We start from the raw sequence: 19,552 nt of genomic DNA, 5'->3' as shown, positions 1-19,552 counted from the left end.
AGCCCGTGAAGGAAGTCCCGCCCATGACCGAGACCCAACCCGCCGCGGCGCGCGACGACCCGGCCGTCGCGGTCCCCGCGATCGAACTCGCGGGAGTCGAGAAGGATTACCACGCCTACGGCGAGACCGTGGCGGCGGTGCGCGGCGTCGACCTGTCGATCGCGGAGGGGGAGTTCTTCTCCCTGCTCGGCCCGTCGGGATGCGGCAAGACGACGACCATGCGCATGATCGCCGGCTTCGAGGAGCCGACGGCGGGGCGGGTCCGGCTGCGCGGGCAGGACGTCACGGACGTGCCCCCCAACAGGCGCGACGTGAACATGGTGTTCCAGTCGTACGCGCTCTTCCCCCACATGAGCGTCTTCGAGAACGTCGCGTTCGGCCTGCGCCGGCGCGGCGTTCCGAAGGCGCAGATCACGCGGCGGGTGGGGGAGATGCTGGAGATCGTCGACCTGGCGGGACGGGAGAAGCGCCGTCCCGCCGAGTTGTCCGGCGGCCAGCAGCAGCGGGTCGCGCTGGCCCGGGCACTGGTCAACGAGCCGCGGGCGCTGCTGCTGGACGAGCCGCTCGGCGCCCTCGACCTGAAGCTGCGCCAGGCGATGCAGGTCGAGCTGAAGCGGATCCAGCGGGGGGTCGGCGTCACGTTCGTGTACGTGACGCACGACCAGGGCGAGGCGCTGACGATGTCGGACCGCATCGCCGTCATGAACGACGGGGTGATCGAGCAGCTCGGCACGCCGCGGGAGATCTACGAGCATCCCGCGACGCGGTTCGTGGCCGGGTTCATCGGCACGTCCAACCTGCTGGAGGGGAAGGTCACCGGGACGGGGCCGGGCGGGGCGGTGCTCTCCCACGGCCCCGACGGCCGGATCGAGGTCCCGATGCGCCACGGCCGGGAGGCCGTCGCGGGGGAGCGCGTGGAGCTGACCGTCCGCCCCGAGAAGATCGGGATCGGGCTGGACAGGCCGGGGGACGGGCAGTGCGCCGTCCGGGGGACCGTGACCGAGGTCGTGTACCTCGGGACGTCGACGAACTACAACATCACCACCTCCGCCGGCGCCGACGTCGTCGTGTTCCTGCAGAACGCGACGTCCGCCGACGACATCGCCGTGCGCGGCGACAGCGTCTGGTTGTCGTGGGATCCGCGCCACTCGTACGCCATAGGAGCCCCGCAATGAGCCAGTTCGACCCTGCCTTCCTCCGCGGACTCATAAGGCCGCGCCTGGCGCGCTCCGGCGCGGGCGGCCCGGCTCGCCGCGACGTCCTGAGGCTGATGGGCGCGGCGGGCGCCGGGCTCGCGCTGTCGGCGTGCGGGGTGAAGGGGCAGGGCGGCAAGGAGAAGGTCACCCAGAGCGACGTCGAGAAGTACTGGGCGAACAAGGCCAAGAGCGGCAGGCTCAATTGGGCGAACTGGCCGGGCTACATGCAGGACGACCGGGAGACCATCAAGGCGTTCGAGAAGGAGACGGGCGTCAAGGTGACCTACAAGGAGGTCATCCAGGAGATGGGCCCGTGGTTCGGCAAGATCCAGGCTCCGCTGGCCGCCGGGCAGTCCATCGGCTTTGACCTGATGGTGATGACGAACGGGATCCAGCTGGAGCAGTGCCGCCAGCTCGGCTACCTGGCGCCCCTCGACCTGTCGAAGCTGCCGAACTTCCAGGCGAACGTGGGCCCGTCGTTCAAGAACCCGTCCTACGACCCGGGCAACGCCTTCACGATCCCGTACGAGTCGGGGGTCACCGGGATCGCGTACAACACCAAGTACGTGAAGGAGGAGATCACCAGCATCGCCCAGCTGTTCGACCCGAAGTACAAGGGCAAGGTCGGCATGATGGGCGACTCGCAGGAGCTCGGGAACTTCGGGATGTTCCTGCTCGGCATCGACCCGGAGAAGTCGACGAAGGCGGACTGGGAGAAGGCCGCCGCCAAGCTGCGCGAGCAGCGCGACAAGGGCATCGTCCGCAAGTACTACAGCCAGGACTACGTCGACGCCGTCAGCAAGGGCGACGTGTGGATGACCATGGCGTGGTCGGGGGACGTGTACAGCCTGACGAGCCCGGACGTGAAGTTCGTGGTGCCCAAGGAGGGCGGCACCATCTGGACCGACAACCTGTGCATCCCGAAGACCGCCGAGAACCCGGTGGACGCGCTGACCCTCATGAACTGGCTCTACGTTCCCGAGAACAACGCGCCGCTGACCGAGTTCATCAACTACATGCCGCCGATCCCGGCCACCCAGAAGCTCCTCGCGCAGAAGGCCGAGCAGGCGGGCGGCGACGACAAGAAGGACCTGACCCGGCTCAGCACCAGCCCGCTGATCTTCCCGTCGCAGGCCGACCTGGCCCGGCTGCGGCACTACCGGCGGCTCACGCAGGCGGAGGAGACCGAGTACCAGAAGATCTTCGAGCCGATCTCCAAGGGCTCGTGATGGGCGGGGTGCGGGGACGGCTCGCGCCGTACCTGATGATCCTTCCGGGCGGGTTGTGGCTGGCGGCGTTCTTCCTCGTCCCGATGGTGCTGATGGTGTCCCTGTCGCTGCAGACCGGGAACCTCATCGACGGCTTCCAGCAGACGCTGCACTGGCAGAACTACACCGACGGGCTCAGCACCTACGGCGACAAGTTCGTACGGTCGCTCTGGTACGGGCTGCTGGCGACGGTCGCGTGCATCGTGCTCGCCTACCCGGCCGCGTACTGGATCGCGTTCCGCGGCGGGCGCGCCAAGTCGACGTACCTGTTCCTCCTGCTGCTTCCCTACTTCGTCTCGTTCATCCTGCGGACGGTGTCGTGGAAGCTCGTCCTCACCGACAACGGGCCGGTCCTCGGGCCGCTGCGCGACCACGGCGTCCTGCCGGAGGGCTTCCACGTCCTCGACACCGGCGTCGCGGTCGTGTCCGGGCTCGCCTACAACTTCCTGCCGTTCATGGTCCTGCCGATCTACGTGGCGCTCGAACGCATCGACCCGCGCGTGGTGGAGGCGGCCTACGACCTGTACGCGAGCCGCGCGCAGGCGTTCCTCCGGGTCATCCTGCCGCTGTCGCTGCCCGGCGTCTTCGCCGGCGTGATCATGACGTTCGTGCCGGTGTCGTCGGACTACGTCAACGCCGAGGTGCTCGGCGGCCCGCAGAACACCATGATCGGCAACGTCATCCAGACCGAGTACTTCAACAACAGCGCCTACCCGACGGCGTCCGCGCTGTCGTTCGCGCTGATGGCGATCCTGCTCGTCGGGATCTTCGCCTACGCGCGCACGCTCGGCACGCAGGACGTCCTGGAGGCGGCGGGACGATGACGACGCACACCAAGGCCCCCGCGGCGCCCGCCGAGACCCCGCGGCGGCGCGCGCCCCGGCGCCGGATCTCCGGCCTGCACCTCTACACCCTCGTGCTGATCGCGTGGCTGATCCTGCCGATCGCGATCATGATCCTGTTCGGGTTCAACGACACCCGCAGCAAGCAGAACTTCGAGTGGCAGGGCTTCACGCTCCGCTGGTACGCGCACCTGTTCGACAAGAGCGACCTCACCGCGGCCGTCGTCAACTCGCTGACGATCGCGCTGCTCAGCACGCTGATCACCACGGTCATCGGGACGTTCGCGGGCCTCGCGCTCGGCCGGTACCGGTTCCGCGGCAAGGGGTCGACGAACCTCGTGCTGTTCATGGCGATCTCCTGCCCGGAGATCGTGATGGGCGCGTCGCTGCTGTCGATGTTCGTCACGTTCAACCTGCCGCGCGGCTACCTGACGATCCTGCTCGCGCACGTGATGTTCTCGATCGCGTTCGTGGCGGTGACGGTCCGGGCCCGCGTCGTCGGGCTCGACCCCGCGGTGGAGGAGGCGGCGCAGGACCTCGGCGCCGGCCCGTGGACGCGGTTCCGCCTGGTCACCCTGCCGATGATCATGCCTGGGGTGCTGGCGGGGGCGCTGCTGGCGTTCGTGCTGTCCATCGACGACTTCGTCATCACCAACTTCACCAGCGGCGCCACCGTCACGTTCCCGCTGTGGATCTACGGCTCCACCAGGACGGGGACGCCGCCGCAGGTCAACGTGATGGGGACGATCATCTTCGCGGTCGGCGTGCTGATCGCGGTGGTGTCGGCGCGGCGCAGCGCCCGCGCGCGAACGCGAGCATGAACGCGAACGTGGCCGGGGCGCTCGCCGACGCCGCCCCCGAGCCGTTCTGGCTCGGGGACCCGGCCCGCCCCGAGGCGGGTCCGGCGCTGTCCGGCACGCTGACGTGCGACCTCGCCGTCGTCGGCGGCGGCTACAGCGGCCTGTGGACGGCCCTGCTCGCCAAGGAGCGCGACCCGTCCCTGGACGTGGTCGTGCTGGAGGCCGGCCGGATCGGCGCCGCCGCGTCCGGACGCAACGGCGGGTTCTGCGCCGCCAGCCTCACCCACGGCCTGGAGAACGGCCTCGGGCGCTGGCCGGACGACGCCCACACGCTCGAACGCCTCGGCTGGGACAACCTGCGCGCCATCGCGGAGACGCTGACCCGCCACGGCATCGACGCCGAGTGGGAGCCGACGGGGGAGATGAGCGTCGCCACCGAGGAGTGGCAGGTGCCCGCGCTCCAGGAGGCGGCGGAGAAGGCCTACGAGCACGGCTGGCAACCGATCATGCTCGGCGCGGAGTCGGTCCGCGCCGAGGTTGACTCGCCCACCTACCTGGCGGGCCTGTGGGACCGCGACGCCGTCGCCATGGTGCATCCGGCCAAGCTCGCCTGGGGCCTGGCGGACGCGTGCCGCGCCCTCGGGGTCCGCGTCTTCGAGAACACCCGCGTCACGGCGCCGCGCACCGACGTCCGCGGGCTCCGGCTGGCGGCCGCCGCGCCCCCGCGGCGGGGCGACCGGGCGCCCCGCCCGCTCGGGACGGTCAGCGCCCGGCACGTCGCCCTGGGGACCGGCGCCTTCCCGCCGATCCTTCGGCGCCTGCGCAACTACGTCGTCCCGGTGTACGACTACGCGCTCGTCACCGAGCCGCTCACGCCCGCGCAGCGCGCGTCCATCGGCTGGCGGCACCGGCAAGGGCTCGGCGACAGCGCCAACCAGTTCCACTACTACCGGCTCACCGCCGACGACCGCATCCTGTGGGGCGGCTACGACGCCGTCTACTACTTCGGCAACGGAATGCGTCCCGCACTGGAACGGCGCCCCTCCACGTACGCGACTCTGGCCCGGCACTTCTTCGCGACGTTCCCGCAACTGGAGGGTGTGCGGTTCACCAACGCCTGGGGCGGCGTCATCGACACGTGCAGCCGCTTCTGCGCCTTCTACGGGACGGCCTACGACGGCAGGCTCGCGTACGCGGCGGGCTACACCGGCCTCGGTGTCGGCGCCACCCGCTTCGGAGCCGACGTCATGCTCGACCTCCTGGGGGTCGGTCTCGCGCCCGGCGAGGAGACCGAGCGGACACGGCTGGCGATGGTGCGCTCCAAGCCCGTCCCGTTCCCGCCCGAGCCGCTGCGCTACGGCGTCATCGAGCTGACCCGGCGCGAGATCGCCCGCGCCGACCGCAACGCGGGGCGCCGGGGACTCTGGCTCCGCACCCTCGACCGCATGGGCCTCGGCTTCGACTCCTGAACGGGGATCAGTCCGGCGACTCTTCGACCGTGCCGAAGATGACCGACGAGACCTCCAGGTACAGCTGCTCCGGGTACGGCATGAAACCGACGTTGCGCAGCGCCTGCTTCTGGCCCGCCGACTCCATCACGAACTCGCCGTAGCCGAAGACCCGCCCGAGCACCGAGCGGTTCAGCGCGATGTCGGTGACCTTGGCGAGCGGCATCATCGCGACGTTGCGGTTGAGGACGCCGTTGACGACCATCACCCGGTGCTCGGTGACGAGGAAGAAGTCGACCGACCAGGCGATCACCTTCCAGGCCAGGTAGCAGACCGCGATCAGCCACAGCCCCCAGATCCAGACCTGCCCGCTGACCGCGCTCGCCGCGCCGCACGCGATGAGCCCGGCCACGACGACCCCGACCGGCAGCAGCAGGACGGCCGGATGCCGCCGAACCGCGATGACACGGCCCTCGTAGGACATCAGATACTTGTCGACCGTCCGCGACGAGGTGTCGCGGTGCACCATCATGTCCTGCAGATTCACGGCGTGTCCTCGTCATGATCCGGGTGGGACAACCGTAGCCGACGCGGCACCGGAGGTGCAGGGGCCGCACGGTAAGGGCCACGGCTCCGCTCGGGGCCTTGTCGGACGCGGATCCGTTCGCCGATCATGGTCGTCATGGACGGCGACGCCGAGAATCCGCGGGAGCCCGGCCGGCCGGGCGGCGATTTCGCGCCCGAGGTGACCGGACGTCCGATCTGGCGGCTGCTGCTGAGGGGCCTCGGCGTCTACCTGCCCGGCTGGGAGATGCCCGCGGGCGCGCTGCGCGTCCGGGACGGGGCGCCGCCGGCGGGTTTCGGGCCGCCCGCGTACCTGAACGGCGACGCCGGCTTCGGCGTCCAGGTCCCCGACCGCCGCCGGGGCCTGGAGCCGGACCGGGAGATCTACGTGCGGGGCCGGGAGGACCCGAGCTTCGGGATCGTCGTCGCGGGCCCGTCGGCGGCGATCGGGAGCCGCGTCGTCGACGCCGCGGTGCTGATGCGGTTCGCGCGGAGGCTGACGTTCGAGGAGCTCGTCGACACCGGCGACGCCGACTCCGTCCCGTACGCGGTGCGCGGGGCGCGGGCCGTGGAGAACGCGGTGTTCCTCGACCGCGCCGCCGGGATCGGCCTGTGCGTCGAGGCCGACCCGCGGACCGGCGCCCTGCGCTGCCCCCTCTACGTGCGCATCGGCGGCCCCGCGGAACGTTCCGTGCGGGCCTACGGGGCGGTGGCCCAGCCGGTGAGGTCCCACAGCTGATGGGACGGCAGCCGCCGCAGCCGGACGCTCGCGGCGGCCGGGTCCCAGAACACCTCGTCGCTCTCCAGCTCCAGCGACTGCGCGGCCGTCAGCACCGCGCACAGCAGCTCGTCGCGCGTCCGGACGGCCATGAGCGGGCCGATCTGCGCGACGGCGCCAGAGCACTCCGCCAGCGTCCGCAGGAGCGACTTGAGGGCCGCCTCGTCCTCGGGCCCGCGCGCGGGCTCCACCCCCGCCGGGACGCCCGGCTCCACCCGCGCGAGGCCCCGCCTGGCCTCGCCGACGGACAGGCCGTTGCCGGACCGGGCGCCGGCGCCCGCGGAGATGAGCAGGGCGCTGAACACGCCCGCCAGGTCCTCGCTGGCGTGCCCGCCCAGGAAGTAGCGGCGGCGCTCCGGTGAGCCGGGAGTGCCGTTCGAGCCCTCGGACGTGCGGAACCGGACGGCCAGCCGGCTGGCGCGCACGCACCGCTCGTACATGTCGCCGAGGATGTCCTCCAGCTCCTCGTCGCGCGTCCACAGGCGCCCGGTCGCGGTGACGGCGTCGCCGTGGGGGCGGGGGCGTCCGGTGAGCGCCGCCGTGACGGTGTCGTCGAGCTCGCCCTCGGTGAACCGCAGCAGCTCGGCGACGACGTCCTCGACGTCCTCCAGGGTGCGGGTGAGGGCGCGCTGCAGTTCCAGGATCTCCTCGCCGCCGCGCTCCAGGTCCGCGAGCCGGTCGAGCGCCGCTTCGACCTTGCCCTCCACGGGCCCGCCGCCCGCCCCGGTGGCGGCCCGCACCGACGTCTCGACCTCGCCGAGCTTGCGGCGCAGCGCGGCGAGGGTGATGCGCTGCTGCTCCAGCTCGTGCAGCCTGCCCGCCTGGGTCCGCAGGTAGTCGTCCGCCTGGTGGACGAGGCCCGCGAGCTCCTCCACCTGCCCGGTGTTCTGCCGGAGCCGGGTGTCGAGCGCGGGCAGCACGTCCTGCTTGACGCGCGACAGCTCCGCGGTGAGCTGCTCGCCGACGGTGACCAGCACGTTGTTCTGCTTGGTCACCTGGTCGTTCAGTTCGTCGATCCGGCGGGTGAAGGCATGGGCCTGGTCCCGGCTCTGCTTGCCCGCGTACAGTTCGAGCGCCCCCACCACGACGCACATCACCACCAGGATGACCGTCGTCATTGCACTCCTCGGGCGTGACGGTGATTACCGGAACGACTTTTGATCGCGACCATAACTTACGATCATGCGCGCCGACCGGAACTTACGTAACCGACTGATCTCCATGACCGGCCGGTCTCACCTGTTCTTCCCGTGCCATTCCGTGACGCCTTCCGTGCGCTGGGTGACGAATTCTCAGACGCAGCCCTCGAATTGCGGGACGGTGGTGGTGGCCTTCAACCCGGCGGGGCGGAACCACTTGTCCAGCAGCCGCGGCGCGGTGCCGTCCTGGTACATCCGCGTGATCGCCTTGTTGACCGCCTCGCAGCCGTCGACGTCGCCCTTCCTGATGCCGACGCCGTAGGGCTCGTCGGTGAACGGGGCGTTGACGAGCGTGAGACCGCCGCCGGCCGCCTTCGCCGCGAGGCCCGCGAGGATCAGGTCGTCGGTCGAGACCGCGTCGAGCCGGCCCCCGGTGAGCGCGGTGAGGCAGCCGGCGTACCCGCTCGCCTCGACCGGGAGCGCGGCGACGCCCTGCTCGTCGTGGACGCGCGGGAACGACACCGACCCGGGCACGCGGCAGAGCCGCCGCCCTTTCAGGTCGTCGATGTTCCGGATGGCGCGGGCCTCGGACCTGCGGACGAGAATGTCCTGGTGGGCCACATAGTAGGGACCCGCGAACGACACCTTCACCTTGCGTTCCGGCGTGATGGAATAGCTGGCCACCACGAGGTCGACGTCGCCGTCCTGGAGCATTTTCTCGCGGGTCGCCGACGTCACCCGCCTGAACGTCACGTCGCCCGGGCCCACGCCCATCCGCCGGGCGATCTCTTTGGCGATGTCGACGTCGAATCCGGTGAACGACCCGTCGCCCTGGCGTTCGCCGAGTCCCGGCTGGTCGCCGTTGACGCCGATGACGAGCGCGTCCTTTCCGGCGACGGAGTCCTCTCCGGCGTCGGCGATCCCGCACGCCGTCCCCGCGCCGAGGACGGCCGCGGCCGCGAGGAGCGCCGCCGCGATGCTCCGCGCCCTCACTTCGACCACCGGTACTCGGCCAGGCGGGGGCGCACGCCCGCGAGGACGAGCGCGGCGATGACGGCGCCCGCGGCGGGCAGCACCGCGTACCAGCCGCTCGTGCCTCCGTCCCCGTCCTTCACGGCCTCGTCGAACGCCTTCCTGTGGATGGCGACCAGCGCCTGCAGGGAGCGGTCGTACCGGGTGAAGTCGGCGGCGGCCGCGCCGCGGGCGGCGACCGCCTCGTCGCGCTGTCCCCGGTCGACGAGGTCGCGCATCCGGCGGTCGTTGGCCTGGACCTTCTGGTAGTCGGCTAGCACCCTGTTCATGACGTCCGTGAGCTGCGCCTTCTGCCGGGCCGACTGGACCGGCCGGTCGGCCTCGGCTCCGAGGAAGCCGAGGAACTTCACGCGGCCGGGCTCGAAGGACAGGTCCTTCTGGACGGCCGCGTTGTACTGGGTCAGGTTGCCGGCCTTCAGGTACAGGACGGTCTGCGACTTGCTCAGGTAGACCTGCTCGTAGGCGTCGGCCCGCCCGGGGTCGAGCAGGAACCGGGTCTCGTCGGCGTTCGCGCTGTTGCTGATGGCGCGCGTCCGCGAGAGCCCGAGGATCGAGTCGAAGCCCTCTTCCTTGGCCTGGCGCAGATGGTTCGCCTGGCCGGTGAGCATGAGGGTCCCGGCCGCGACCAGGGCGAGCGTGCCGAGCGTCGCCAGCGCGAGCGGCACGTTGAGCAGCCGCCGGAACCGCCGGGCCAGGTAGAGCTGGAACCCGAGGAGGACGGCCAGGAGGACCAGGCCCGTGGCGAGGACGCCCGTGCGTCCGAGGAGGACCGCCGAGCGCTTGTCCTCGTAGGTGTGCCGGACGAGGGTGCCGTTGTCGAGCGTCAGGTTGTAGGCCTTCGGCAGCAGGTCCAGCTTCATCAGGTCGGTCGCCTGCCGGTACAGCTCGACGACCTTCTGCGACGGCGGCCCGGACGCGTGCGGGGACTGCCGGTCCAGCAGCAGGGCCTGCCCGGCGAGGCGCTCGTAGCGGGCGAGCGCGTCCAGCAGGTCCCGGGCCGTGTTGTTCTCCGTCGTCTCGTCCGCGAGCTTCGCGGCCTTCAGCAGGGCGTCGCCGGCCTTGCGGCGGTTCTGGTCGTAGCGGGCGAGCGCCTGCTCGCGTCCGCCGCCCGCCGCGTCGCCGATCAGCAGTGCGTCGGCGAGCTGCGCGTCCATGTCGGAGAGCTGGAAGTACAGGTCGCCGGTGGCGACGACCTGCGGGCCCGCGTCGTGCCCGATGACGCGCACGCCCTCGCGGGCGTTCGCGATCGCCGCCCAGCCGACGCCGAGCAGCGCCACCAGCAGCACGAGCGACAGCGCGGTCAGCGTCCTGACGCGGGACGCGACGGTGCGGGGGAGCAGCCGCGCGAGACCGGACGGGGCCTCGCCGCCCGTCCCGGGGCGCGTGCCGCCGCCCTCCCGGGAGGGCGGCGACGGCTGCGCGGCGGGGGCCGGTCGCCCCGCCGGCGGGGACTGCTGGACGGCCGTCATGTCGCCTCGCCTCGGGTGAGCGTGATGGTGGTCCAGGCGCCCAAGTGGATCCGGTCGCCCTCGGAGACCGGGACCTCCACGTTGTACGGGATGGGGTCGGTGGAGCCGTTCACGCAGGTGCGGTTGGTCGAGCCGGGGTCGACCAGCGTCCAGGTGCCGTCGGGCTTCGCCAGCAGCACCGCGTGGACGTGGGAGACGCCGGGGTCCTCGGGCGGCTCGCGCAGGTCGATCTCGGGCGGGGACGGCTGCGACGAGCTGCGCCGCCCGATGCGGACCTGCTGCCCGGAGAGCGGGATCCGCCGCTCGGGCGCGTACGGGGGGAACGCCAGGGACGCCGAGTCGGGGCCCTCTTCGGCGATGACCGTGCTGTAGTACTCGCGGTCGGCGCTCACGACCGCCGTCCACACCGCTCCGGGCACCGGCGGCGCGGGGACGGGAGGCGCCGGGACCGGGGGAGCGGGAACGGGCGGCGCCGGCACTGGAGGGGCCGGAACGGGCGGGGCCGGCACGGGAGGCGAGGGCGGACGCCGCGGATCCGACGGCCCGCGCTGCGCCGTGCCCGGTCCGGACGGGACGGGCACCGCGGGTTCGGGCTCCGGCGGAGCCGCGGGCTCGGGCTCCGGCGTGGGCCTGCCGCCGCCGATGGCGAAGTCGTAGCCGCACGCCTCGCAGAAGCGGTCGGTGCTGGGCGTCCCGCAGTCGGGGCACGGAGTCCCGCCCGGCGACGGCTGCGGGCCGGACGGGAGGGGGGCCGCGCCGGTGGGGGCGCCCTCGATGCGCTCGCCGCAGACGTCGCAGTAGTCCTGCGCCTGCGAGGTGTGTCCGCTGGGGCAGCTCGCCATGGTCAGCTCTCGCCCCTCCTGGTGGTCACCGTCTCGTCCTTGCGGGTCCGGACCGTCTTGCTGGAGCGCGTGTCGAGCTCCATCTCGTCGGCCTTGTTGACGTCGCGCTTCAGCCGGACGGTGCCGCTCGCCTCGTCCACGACGTCCACCACCTTGCGGAGCATCGCGGTGATCTCGTCGTTGCCGGCCTCGCCCGCGAGCACCACGGCCCGGCCGAGCCGCGCCGTCGCGGTGTCGAGGTCGCCGTCCTTGCGGGCCTGCAGGCCCTCCTGGATCGCCGCGGCCAGCTCCGCCTGCCCGGTGTAGCCCGCCACCCGCGGGTTGATGCGGGTGGACTTCGCCTCGTCGTCGGTCCACTCGGCGAGGACGTTCGCGGTCGCGACGACGCGCGCCTCCTCGCCCGGCGCGCCCGGCACGACGAGCTTCACCCACGCGGCGCGCAGCTCCTTGCCGACCTCGCCCGGCGGCACCTCGACGCAGATGTGGTAGTCGCGGCTCTCGGCGCCCCACGCGCCGAGCGGGTAGTCGCCGGCCTGCGGCGCCGACTCCGCGCGCTTGCCGGTGAGGTCCTCCACCGACGGCGAGACCTGCTTGACGAACCGGAGCCGCGCCGTCTGCGGCGTCCACACGCGCAGGGCGACGTCGGCGACGGACTTGCCCATCGCCGCCTCCGTCATGGCGCGGAAGTCCTCGACCAGCCCGGCCGGGTCGGCCACCATGCCGACGCCGCCGAGCAGCGCGGAGGCGACCTTGCGCAGCTCGGCGACCTCCCAGTCGGTGCCGACGCCGCGGCAGTCGCAGACGAAGCGCCCGCCGCAGCGGGCCAGGGCCGCGTCGAGCTCCTCCGCCGTCTCGTGCTGGTTCTTGCCGTCGGTCAGCAGGATCGCGTGCCGGATGCCGTCGCGGCCGCCGAAGAGGTCGTCGGCCAGCCGCAGCCATGATCCGATCGCGGTGCCGCCGGCCGCCCTCAGCAGACTCAGCGCGTGCTTGGCCTCCGCGCGGGTCTCCGGCGTCGCCGGGACCGTCCCCTGGTGCCGGGGGAAGACCATCTTGGCCGTGTTGGAACCGGAGACGACGGCGAACTCCACGCCGTCGCGCAGCGTGTCGACCGCGACCTGCGCGGCCGCGATCGCCGCGCGCAGCTTGGTCTCGGGGAAGGACATCGAGCCGGAGGTGTCGATGATGACGACCTCGGAGGCCCGGGTCGAGGACGGGACGGGGGCGCCCTCGCCCGCGTCCGCCTCGACGGACACGATGGCGTGCACCTCGCGGCCGCCCTCGGGCAGGTACTTGTTCTGGTCGACGGTGATGCTGAACTGCGGCTCCCTCATCGGGGCTCCTCCGTGCTCTGGGGGATGCTCTCGTGGACGCGGCCGCCGGAGCCGCCGGGGGAGGGGACCGGGATCACGGCGACGGTGATGTTGTCGCGGCCGCCGGCCTCCAGCGCGCGGCTCACCAGCGTCCGCGCGGCGCCGAGCGGGTCGGCCGCCGGGCCCGGCGACTCGCCGCCGGGGCCGGACAGCAGGGCCGCCAGGTCGGCGGCGGCCGGGAAGTAGTTCCAGAGCCCGTCGCTGCACACCAGCAGCGTGCCGGGACCGCCGGGCCGGAACGTCGCCACGTGCGGGTTGACCTGCCCGGCGTCGGCGCCCAGCCACGCGGTGATGACGTGCGCGTTCGGGTGCGCCTCCGCCTCCGCCTCGGTCAGCGACCCCTCGGCGACCATGAACGCGGCCCACGAGTCGTCCTCGGTGAGCCGGCGGGACGCGCCGAGCTCGGCCATGTCGCCGGTGCTGACCTCGGCCCCGTCGATCTCGTCGGGCGCGGGCCCCGCCGCGGCGTCCTCGCCGGACCCGCCGGAGCCGTCCGCGGCCAGCCAGTAGGCGCGGCTGTCCCCGATCCAGCCGACCGTGACCGCCGGGCCGCGCGTCGCCGCGGACACGTAGGTGCACGACGGCGCATCGGACGGGGAGGTGGCGAGCGCGGCGACGGCGGCGGCCGCGCGCAGCGCCGCGTGCCGGGTGGCGTCCTCGGCGTCCTCCCCGGCGTCGAGCCGCGCCACCAGCTCGCCGAGGCCGGTGTCGGCCGCGGCGCGGGAGGCCTCGTCGGGACGCTGCGAGGACCCGACGCCGTCGGACACGACCGCCGCGACGCCGGACAGGTGCGCGGCGAGGGCCAGCGCGTCCTCGTTGCGGCTGTAGCGGCGGCCGCGGTCGCTCGCGCCCGCCGCGACGACCGGGCGGGTGCCGTTGCCGCCGGACGCGGCCGGCAGCTCGATCTCGACGTGGTCGCGTGCGGCCGGCTGGCGCAGGCCGCACGTCTCGCAGTAGCCGTCGGCGTCGATCGCCGTCCCGCCGCATCCGGGGCACGGGCCCGCCCGGTCCGCCCGCCGGGCGGACGGCGCGGACTCCTGCCTGATCGTGGCGCCGTCGCGCCCGGCGGCCGCGGCGGGCGGGCCGTCGGCGAGCCGGTGCCCGCACTCCTCGCAGAAGATCTCCTCGGCGAACACCACGGCGCCGCAGGCGGGGCAGGCGAGCTCGGCCGCCTTCCCCTGGTCCGTCCCGGCCGTGCCGGTTCCGGGGGGTTCGGTACCGGCGGTGTCGTCGGCTCGGGTGTGGTCGTCGGTCACAGCAGCGTCCTCGGGCGTACGGCGTTGGCGGAGTCGACGAGCCGGCGGCACTCGTCCCTGTCTCGGGTGCGGCGTGCCAGCTCCCGGTATGTCCCTTCCAGAAGGCGGCGCATCGGGCCCTCGGCGAGCGCGGCGCCGAACAGGGAGCCGCCCTGCGCCCCGGCCGCCGTGCCGGGACCCGCCAGGATCCAGCCGAGCGCGGCCTCCAGCACCTCGGCGGTGAGCCTGTCGCGGCGCTCGGCGTCCAGGTCGAGGGCGGCGAGCCGGTGGCCGGCGGCGACCAGCTCGGCCGCCGTCAGCTCGACGGGGGGACGGTCGCGCACCGCCGTCACGACGGCCGCGACCTGCGCGGGCACGTACCGGATGGAGATCTTCGGCACCGAGTCGAGCGCGGCGACGGCGGCGCGGCGGTCGCCCGCCGCCAGATGCACGCGGGCGAGGCCGAAGGCGGCGTTGATGTAGCTCTGGTCGGTGCGCCACACCGTCTCGTACAGGCGGACGGCGTCGTGCGGCGCCGACCGCTCGCGGCAGTAGGCGAGGGCCAGCTTGGGGGCGGCCTCGCCGGGCAGCAGCCCGTACAGCCGGTCGAACAGCGGCGCGGCCTCGTCCACCCGGCCCCGCGCGAGCAGCCCGACCGCGCGGTACCAGCCCACCCGCCAGTCGGAGGGGCGCTCCGCGGCGAGCGCGTCGAGCAGCTCGTCGGCCTCGTCGGCCGCGCCGAGCTCGATCCTGGCGCGGGCGAGCGCCAGCCTGACCTCGGGCGTGCTCTCGGGAGCGTTCGCCGCCGCCTCGGCGGCCTGCGCGGGCTCCAGCGCGCCGAGCCCGGACACGAACGCGGCCGCGGGGTCGGCGCCGTCCACGAGCGGAACCGGCAGCGCCGCCGCGGCGACCGGCGGCGGGACGGGCGGCAGCGCCGCCTCCTCCCGCGCCTCGCCCGCCATCCGCGTCGTGAACCGCTCCGGGCCGAACAGCCCGGACGGGGCGGGGCGCGGGACGCCGTCCTCGGCCGCCAGCACCTCGCGCAGGACGCCGGTGAGCTGCTCGGCCATCTCCGCCGCGTCCTGGAAGCGCGCGGTCGGCTCCCGGTGCGTCGCGCGGCGCAGCAGCCGGTCGTAGGACTCGAACCGCTGGAGGACGGGTATCTCCTCGCGCGGCGGCAGCGAGTCGGCGAACCCCCGGGTGTAGCCCTTGAACGGGAAGCTCAGCACGGCGAGCGCCCGGCCGACCGTGTAGAGGTCGGAGGACACCGAGGGGCCCGCGTCGGCGATCTCGGGGGCCTGGTAGCCGACCGTGCCGTAGATCGCGCCGTCCGGGTCGTCCAGCCGCCGTACCCCGCCGAGGTCGATCAGCCTGAGCTGCTCCTCGGACTGGATCACGTTGTCCGGCTTGAAGTCGCAGTAGACGAGCCCCTGGGCGTGCAGGTACTCGAACGCCCGCAGCACCTCCAGCCCGTAGGCGATGGCCTGCGCGAGCGGCAGGTGCTTCTGGCCGGCCGGCAGCGGCTGACGCAGCAGGATGTCCTTGAGCGACTCCCCGCCCACGTACTCCATGACGATGTAGCCGTCGCCGCCGTGCTGGACGAAGTTGTAGATCTTGACGATGTTGGGGTGCTCGACCTCCGCGAGGAACGCGCGCTCGGCCGCCGCCGCGGCCATCGCGTCGGCGTCGCCGCTGTCGAGCAGGCCCTTCAGGACCACCCAGCGGTCGCTGACGTTCTTGTCCTGGGCCAGGTAGATCCAGCCGAGCCCGCCGTGGGCGAGGCAGCCGAGCACGCTGTACTGGCCGCCGACGAGGTCGCCCGGGACGAGCTTGGGGGTGAAGGAGAAGCGGGCGCCGCACTTGGGGCAGAAGCCCTCCGTGCGGCCCGGGCGGTCGCCGCGCCCGCGGCCGACGGGCTCGCCGCAGCCGCTGCAGTACCGCTTGGCCTCCGCGACCTGCGGGTCGCTCATCACCGCGCTGGAGGGGTCCCGGTAGGGGACGCGCGGCACCTCGACGAGCCCGGCGCCGAGCATGCCGCGGCGGCCGGAGGAGCGGGCCGATCCGGTGCGGGTGCTGCCCGTCCGGGTGCTGCCGGTCGCCGTGCTGCCCGACGCTCCCGTGGCCGCCGACGCGCCCGAGCCGCCGGACGCGCTCGCGGCGGCCTGGACGCGGGCGGTGTACGCGGGCGGTGAGCCGCACACGTCGCAGTAGCCGTCCATGATCGTGCCGGCGCAGCCGGCCTGGTGGCACTGGTCGGGCCGCTCGGCGGGCGGGCGCGGGGCCGGGACGCTCGGCGCGGCGGCCGGAGCCGGCGCGGGCGCGGACGCCGCCGGTGGGTTGCCGCAGACGTCGCAGTAGCCGTCCGCGATCGTCCCGCCGCAGCCTGGCTGCGCGCACTGGCTCATCGGTCCGCTCCCTTCGCTCGCGAGGTGACGGCCCGCTGGTACGCGTTCAGGGCCACGGTGGCCTTCCGCAGATCGCAGGGAGAGGTCCACAGCAGCTCGCGTGCCTGCTCGTAGGACCGGGCCAGTTCGGCGTCCTCGGCGTGGCCGAGCCGCGCGGCCTTCGCCCGGTAGGCCTGCAGGCGGCCGCGCAGCTCCTCGCGCCGGTCCAGCAGGCCCCGGATCAGGCCGGTGGTCTCGCGTGCCCGCGCCAGCGCCGCGTCCGCGGCGCGTTCCAGGTCGGCGACCCGCCGCGCGGTCTCGCGCCAGCCGCCGCCCCGCGCAGCCGCGCCCGGACGGGGCCGGGTGACGGCGGAGAGGCGGTCGGCGAGGGCGGCGGAGGAGTCGGGCGGGTCCGGCAGCGCGGGCGCGGTGATCTTGGCGAGGACCTCGTCGCGGGCGGAGCGCGCCTCGGCCTCGGCCTCGCGCACCAGGTCCAGGACGGCGGCGACGCCGCGGATCCGGGCGGCGAACCCCTCGCGCAGCCGCTCCGTCTCCTCCAGGCCGCGGCGCACCTCGGCGAGGCCGGAGCGGATCGCGTCCAGCCGCGCGGTGTCGGCGTGGCCGTCCCGCGCCAGCGCGAGCGGGTCGGCGCGCACGGTCGCGGCGACGGTCTCCAGCTCGTCGCGCAGCCGCTCGAAGGCGGGGTCCGCGCCGCCGGCCGACTCCAGCAGCTCCTCGGCCGCCCGCCGCTCGGCCTCGACCTCGGCCAGCCGCGACAGCAGCGTCGACCAGACCGCGTCGAGCGCGGCGACCGCCCGCGCGACCTCCTCGTAGAGCGGCGTCATCCGGTCGACCGCCGCGCGCGGCGTCAGCCTCTCGCCGGACGGGACGGCCAGCAGCGTCCGCCGCTCAAGCGGCACCTCCGCCGCGGGCAGCTCCACCGACGGCCCCTCCAGGAGGCGGGTGAGCTCGGCGAGCTGCGCCTGACCGGGCCTGCCGTGGCGGGCCCGCAGCTCCTCGGCGGCGGACAGGACGCGCCCGTGCAGGTCGAACAGCAGCCACAGGGACGCCGTCCGCGACCGCACGTCGGACTGCACGCGCAGCGTCGCGCCCCGCAGCGCCGCGCCTTCGAGCAACTGGTACCCCTGGTGGGCCTCCAGGTCCAGCAGGGCCGCGCCGATCCGTTCCCTCTCCTCCCGGAGGCGCGCGAGCACCCGGTCCGCCTCGTCCCGGCTCATCGGAGGCCGGTCCAGGCGCGGCTCACTCAACGCTGATCCACGTCTGGCCCATGTTCGCCCCTGATTCCCCCGAATAGGCACGTTTCCGGGGCCAGTTTTCACCATGCGAGGCCGCCTTCTCAAGCGCGGGGCCGATCACCGCGCCCGACGGACCCCGGCCGCACCGCGAAGGCGGCGACTCCCCGCGCGGGCCTGCAAAATGTCAGTGTTCGAACGTATGATCGAACCATGGCGAACGTTGCGACGCACCCCCAGACCGCGCCCACCGCGCCGGCCGCGCTCACGGCGGCGGAGATCGCCGCCCTCGCGCTCTCGCTCGCGCACCTCGGCACCGGCCCGCAGGCCACCACCGCGCGCCGCGCCCTGCACATCCTCCTCGACGCCGCTCCGCACGACGACGTGGTCACCACCACGCTCGCCACCCTCACCACGCCCCTGGACGCCTCCACCTCCGACCGCGCCCGCGTGGTCGCCGCCGCCATCACCGAGCACCGCGTCGTCCGGCTCTGCTATGGCGACGCCGGCGCCAACGTCACGATCCGCGAGGTCGAGCCGGTCACCTGCCTGGTGCACCGCGACCACTGGTACCTCGTCGGCTGGTGCCGCATGCGCCGCGGCGTGCGCGCCTTCCGCTTCGACCGCATCCTCGCGGTCGAGTCCACCGGTCTGCTCGCCCGGCACCGGCGCGCCGACCGCTACCTCCCCTTCCAGCGGCGCCAGGCGGGCTGACCGCCCGCCGCGGGGGCCGCGCCCCAGCGGTCCCCGCGGACCGCTGGGGGCCGTTTCCGAACCGGGCCGCGGGCCGGTCAGACCGCCATCGTCCGCTGGACGGCGGCGGTGACCACGGTCCTCAGATCGCCGGCACGGGAGTAGGCGGCGCGCTGGAACCGGGCTCCGTTCCCGCGTTCCAGCACGCCGCCGAGGAGCTTGGCGACGGTGTCGAGATCGCCCGCGCGGTCGAGCGCGGGGGCCAGGTGCTCGACGAGCGCGGCCACCACCTCGCGGGCGGGGGCGGCCGTGTGGGTGCGCGGGTGCACGAGCTCGCCGCGCAGGCCGGAGCGCCCGGCCCGCCACATGGCCAGGCGCACCAGGTCCGTGCGCACCGGGTCGGGCGGCTCGCTCCGCCGCCACGCGTCCGCGGCGGTGTCGACCAGCGCCCGCACCAGCGCACCCTGCAGAACGGCGTCGTCGGCGTCCAGGCACACGTCCGCGACGCGGATCTCGACCGTCGGGTAGTGCCGCGACAGCCGGGCGTCGAAATAGATCATGCCCTCGTCCACCAGGACCCCGGTCGCGAGCAGCGCGTCCACCGCCGTCCGGTACGCGCTCGCCGAGCCGAACAGCTCGGTCGGGCCGCTGGAGGGCCAGCGGCCCCAGACCTGGTGCCGCCAGCTGTCGGAGCCCGTGTCGGCGCCCTGCCAGAACGGGGAGTTCGCGCTGAGCGCGAGCAGCGGCGGCAGCCACGGCCGGATCCGGTCGAGGACGGCGGCGCCCTCCTCGGGGGACTCGATGCCGACGTGCACGTGGCAGCCGCAGGTGAGCTGCTCGTCGGCGGTGGGGCCGAAGGCGTCGGCCATCCGCAGGTAGCGGTGCGACGGGGTGAGCGAGGGGCGGACGCTGACCGGCGACGTCGCCAGCGCGGCGACGGCGGCGCCCACCCCGGCCGCGGACTGGCCCGCCGCGATCCGAGCCGACCGGACGTGGTCGGACAGCTCGTCGAGCGAGCCGCAGACCGGGGTGGCCGTCTCCAGCTGCTCGCGCTGGAGCTCGGTCTCCAGCGCCTTGGAGCGCCGCCCGCCGGTCAGGAACAGCTCGTCGTGGCGCCGGGCGTAGTGGATCACGGAGCCGGACAGGGCCTGGGGCGCGCCCGTCTCCGGGTCGACCAGGAGCAGCTCCTCCTCCACGCCGAACGTGCGCCCCGCCGCGCGAAGTGTCACCAGACATTCC

General features: G+C 73.8%; 17 protein-coding genes. 7 read left to right on the top strand and 10 right to left on the bottom strand.

What is annotated here, in order from left to right; all coding sequences use genetic code 11:
- The first annotated feature begins 23 nt into the window (after positions 1-23).
- Genes AB0C87_RS18605 through AB0C87_RS18585 form a run of 5 tightly spaced genes read left to right on the top strand, consistent with a single transcriptional unit; the run spans position 24 to position 5,575 of the window.
- The gene (locus AB0C87_RS18605) at positions 24-1,175 is read left to right on the top strand and encodes an ABC transporter ATP-binding protein (RefSeq protein ID WP_360578622.1); all 1,152 of its coding nucleotides are present in this window, start codon (positions 24-26) and stop codon (positions 1,173-1,175) included.
- The gene (locus AB0C87_RS18600) at positions 1,172-2,425 is read left to right on the top strand and encodes a spermidine/putrescine ABC transporter substrate-binding protein (protein ID WP_360578620.1); all 1,254 of its coding nucleotides are present in this window, start codon (positions 1,172-1,174) and stop codon (positions 2,423-2,425) included. Before AB0C87_RS18605 ends, AB0C87_RS18600 begins: the two co-directional genes overlap by 4 nt.
- Complete coding sequence (locus AB0C87_RS18595) at positions 2,425-3,288, top strand: ABC transporter permease (RefSeq protein ID WP_345175054.1); 864 nt, start codon at positions 2,425-2,427, stop codon at positions 3,286-3,288. Before AB0C87_RS18600 ends, AB0C87_RS18595 begins: the two co-directional genes overlap by 1 nt.
- A complete protein-coding gene (locus AB0C87_RS18590; protein WP_345175056.1) occupies positions 3,285-4,127 on the top strand; it encodes an ABC transporter permease in 843 nt (280 codons plus the stop codon). The genes AB0C87_RS18595 and AB0C87_RS18590 overlap by 4 nt, the downstream gene beginning before the upstream one ends.
- Positions 4,124-5,575 carry an FAD-dependent oxidoreductase gene (locus AB0C87_RS18585; protein ID WP_360578618.1) on the top strand — a complete coding sequence of 484 codons (1,452 nt, stop codon included), beginning with the start codon at positions 4,124-4,126 and terminating at the stop codon, positions 5,573-5,575. The genes AB0C87_RS18590 and AB0C87_RS18585 overlap by 4 nt, the downstream gene beginning before the upstream one ends.
- 7 nt (positions 5,576-5,582) lie before the next feature.
- Here AB0C87_RS18585 and AB0C87_RS18580 read toward each other — a convergent pair whose 3' ends face one another.
- On the bottom strand, positions 5,583-6,101 hold the full coding sequence (locus AB0C87_RS18580; protein WP_345175058.1) for a PH domain-containing protein: 519 nt from the start codon (positions 6,099-6,101) through the stop codon (positions 5,583-5,585).
- A gap of 135 nt (positions 6,102-6,236) precedes the next feature.
- On the opposite strand from AB0C87_RS18580, the gene AB0C87_RS18575 reads away from it, so the two are divergent.
- Positions 6,237-6,857, top strand: coding sequence for a hypothetical protein (locus tag AB0C87_RS18575; protein ID WP_345175059.1), 621 nt, complete (start codon positions 6,237-6,239; stop codon positions 6,855-6,857).
- Here AB0C87_RS18575 and AB0C87_RS18570 read toward each other — a convergent pair.
- The 8 genes from AB0C87_RS18570 to AB0C87_RS18535 form a co-directional block, all read right to left on the bottom strand.
- Entirely contained in the window at positions 6,818-8,014 is a 1,197-nt protein-coding gene (locus tag AB0C87_RS18570) for a hypothetical protein (protein ID WP_345175061.1), read from the bottom strand. The genes AB0C87_RS18575 and AB0C87_RS18570 overlap by 40 nt on opposite strands.
- A gap of 174 nt (positions 8,015-8,188) precedes the next feature.
- Positions 8,189-9,037, bottom strand: a complete 849-nt coding sequence (locus tag AB0C87_RS18565) for a glutamate ABC transporter substrate-binding protein (protein WP_360578616.1) — start codon at positions 9,035-9,037, stop codon at positions 8,189-8,191.
- The gene (locus AB0C87_RS18560; RefSeq protein ID WP_360578614.1) at positions 9,025-10,536 is read right to left on the bottom strand and encodes a hypothetical protein; all 1,512 of its coding nucleotides are present in this window, start codon (positions 10,534-10,536) and stop codon (positions 9,025-9,027) included. Before AB0C87_RS18560 ends, AB0C87_RS18565 begins: the two co-directional genes overlap by 13 nt.
- Positions 10,533-11,378: an FHA domain-containing protein gene (locus tag AB0C87_RS18555; protein WP_360578612.1), complete on the bottom strand. Its 846-nt coding sequence runs from the start codon at positions 11,376-11,378 to the stop codon at positions 10,533-10,535. Before AB0C87_RS18555 ends, AB0C87_RS18560 begins: the two co-directional genes overlap by 4 nt.
- Before the next feature lie 2 nt (positions 11,379-11,380).
- Positions 11,381-12,709, bottom strand: coding sequence for a VWA domain-containing protein (locus AB0C87_RS18550; protein ID WP_353834531.1), 1,329 nt, complete (start codon positions 12,707-12,709; stop codon positions 11,381-11,383).
- A complete protein-coding gene (locus AB0C87_RS18545; protein ID WP_360578610.1) occupies positions 12,706-14,004 on the bottom strand; it encodes a protein phosphatase 2C domain-containing protein in 1,299 nt (432 codons plus the stop codon). Before AB0C87_RS18545 ends, AB0C87_RS18550 begins: the two co-directional genes overlap by 4 nt.
- Positions 14,001-16,388: a tetratricopeptide repeat protein gene (locus tag AB0C87_RS18540; RefSeq protein WP_360578608.1), complete on the bottom strand. Its 2,388-nt coding sequence runs from the start codon at positions 16,386-16,388 to the stop codon at positions 14,001-14,003. The genes AB0C87_RS18545 and AB0C87_RS18540 overlap by 4 nt, the downstream gene beginning before the upstream one ends.
- Positions 16,385-17,635, bottom strand: coding sequence for a hypothetical protein (locus AB0C87_RS18535; RefSeq protein ID WP_360578606.1), 1,251 nt, complete (start codon positions 17,633-17,635; stop codon positions 16,385-16,387). Before AB0C87_RS18535 ends, AB0C87_RS18540 begins: the two co-directional genes overlap by 4 nt.
- A 198-nt stretch (positions 17,636-17,833) precedes the next feature.
- Between AB0C87_RS18535 and AB0C87_RS18530 the strand changes: the two genes are divergently transcribed.
- Positions 17,834-18,334 (top strand): WYL domain-containing protein, encoded by a 501-nt coding sequence (locus AB0C87_RS18530; RefSeq protein WP_345175077.1) that lies wholly within the window; start codon positions 17,834-17,836, stop codon positions 18,332-18,334.
- Positions 18,335-18,411: 77 nt separating this feature from the next.
- On the opposite strand, the gene AB0C87_RS18525 is transcribed toward AB0C87_RS18530, so the two are convergent.
- The gene (locus AB0C87_RS18525; RefSeq protein ID WP_345175079.1) at positions 18,412-19,542 is read right to left on the bottom strand and encodes a glutamate--cysteine ligase; all 1,131 of its coding nucleotides are present in this window, start codon (positions 19,540-19,542) and stop codon (positions 18,412-18,414) included.
- Positions 19,543-19,552: the final 10 nt, after the last annotated feature.

The organism is Actinomadura sp. NPDC048021, from assembly GCF_040653135.1.
GTDB lineage: Bacteria > Actinomycetota > Actinomycetes > Streptosporangiales > Streptosporangiaceae > Spirillospora > Spirillospora verrucosospora.
This window is presented reverse-complemented; position numbering and strand designations above follow the sequence as displayed.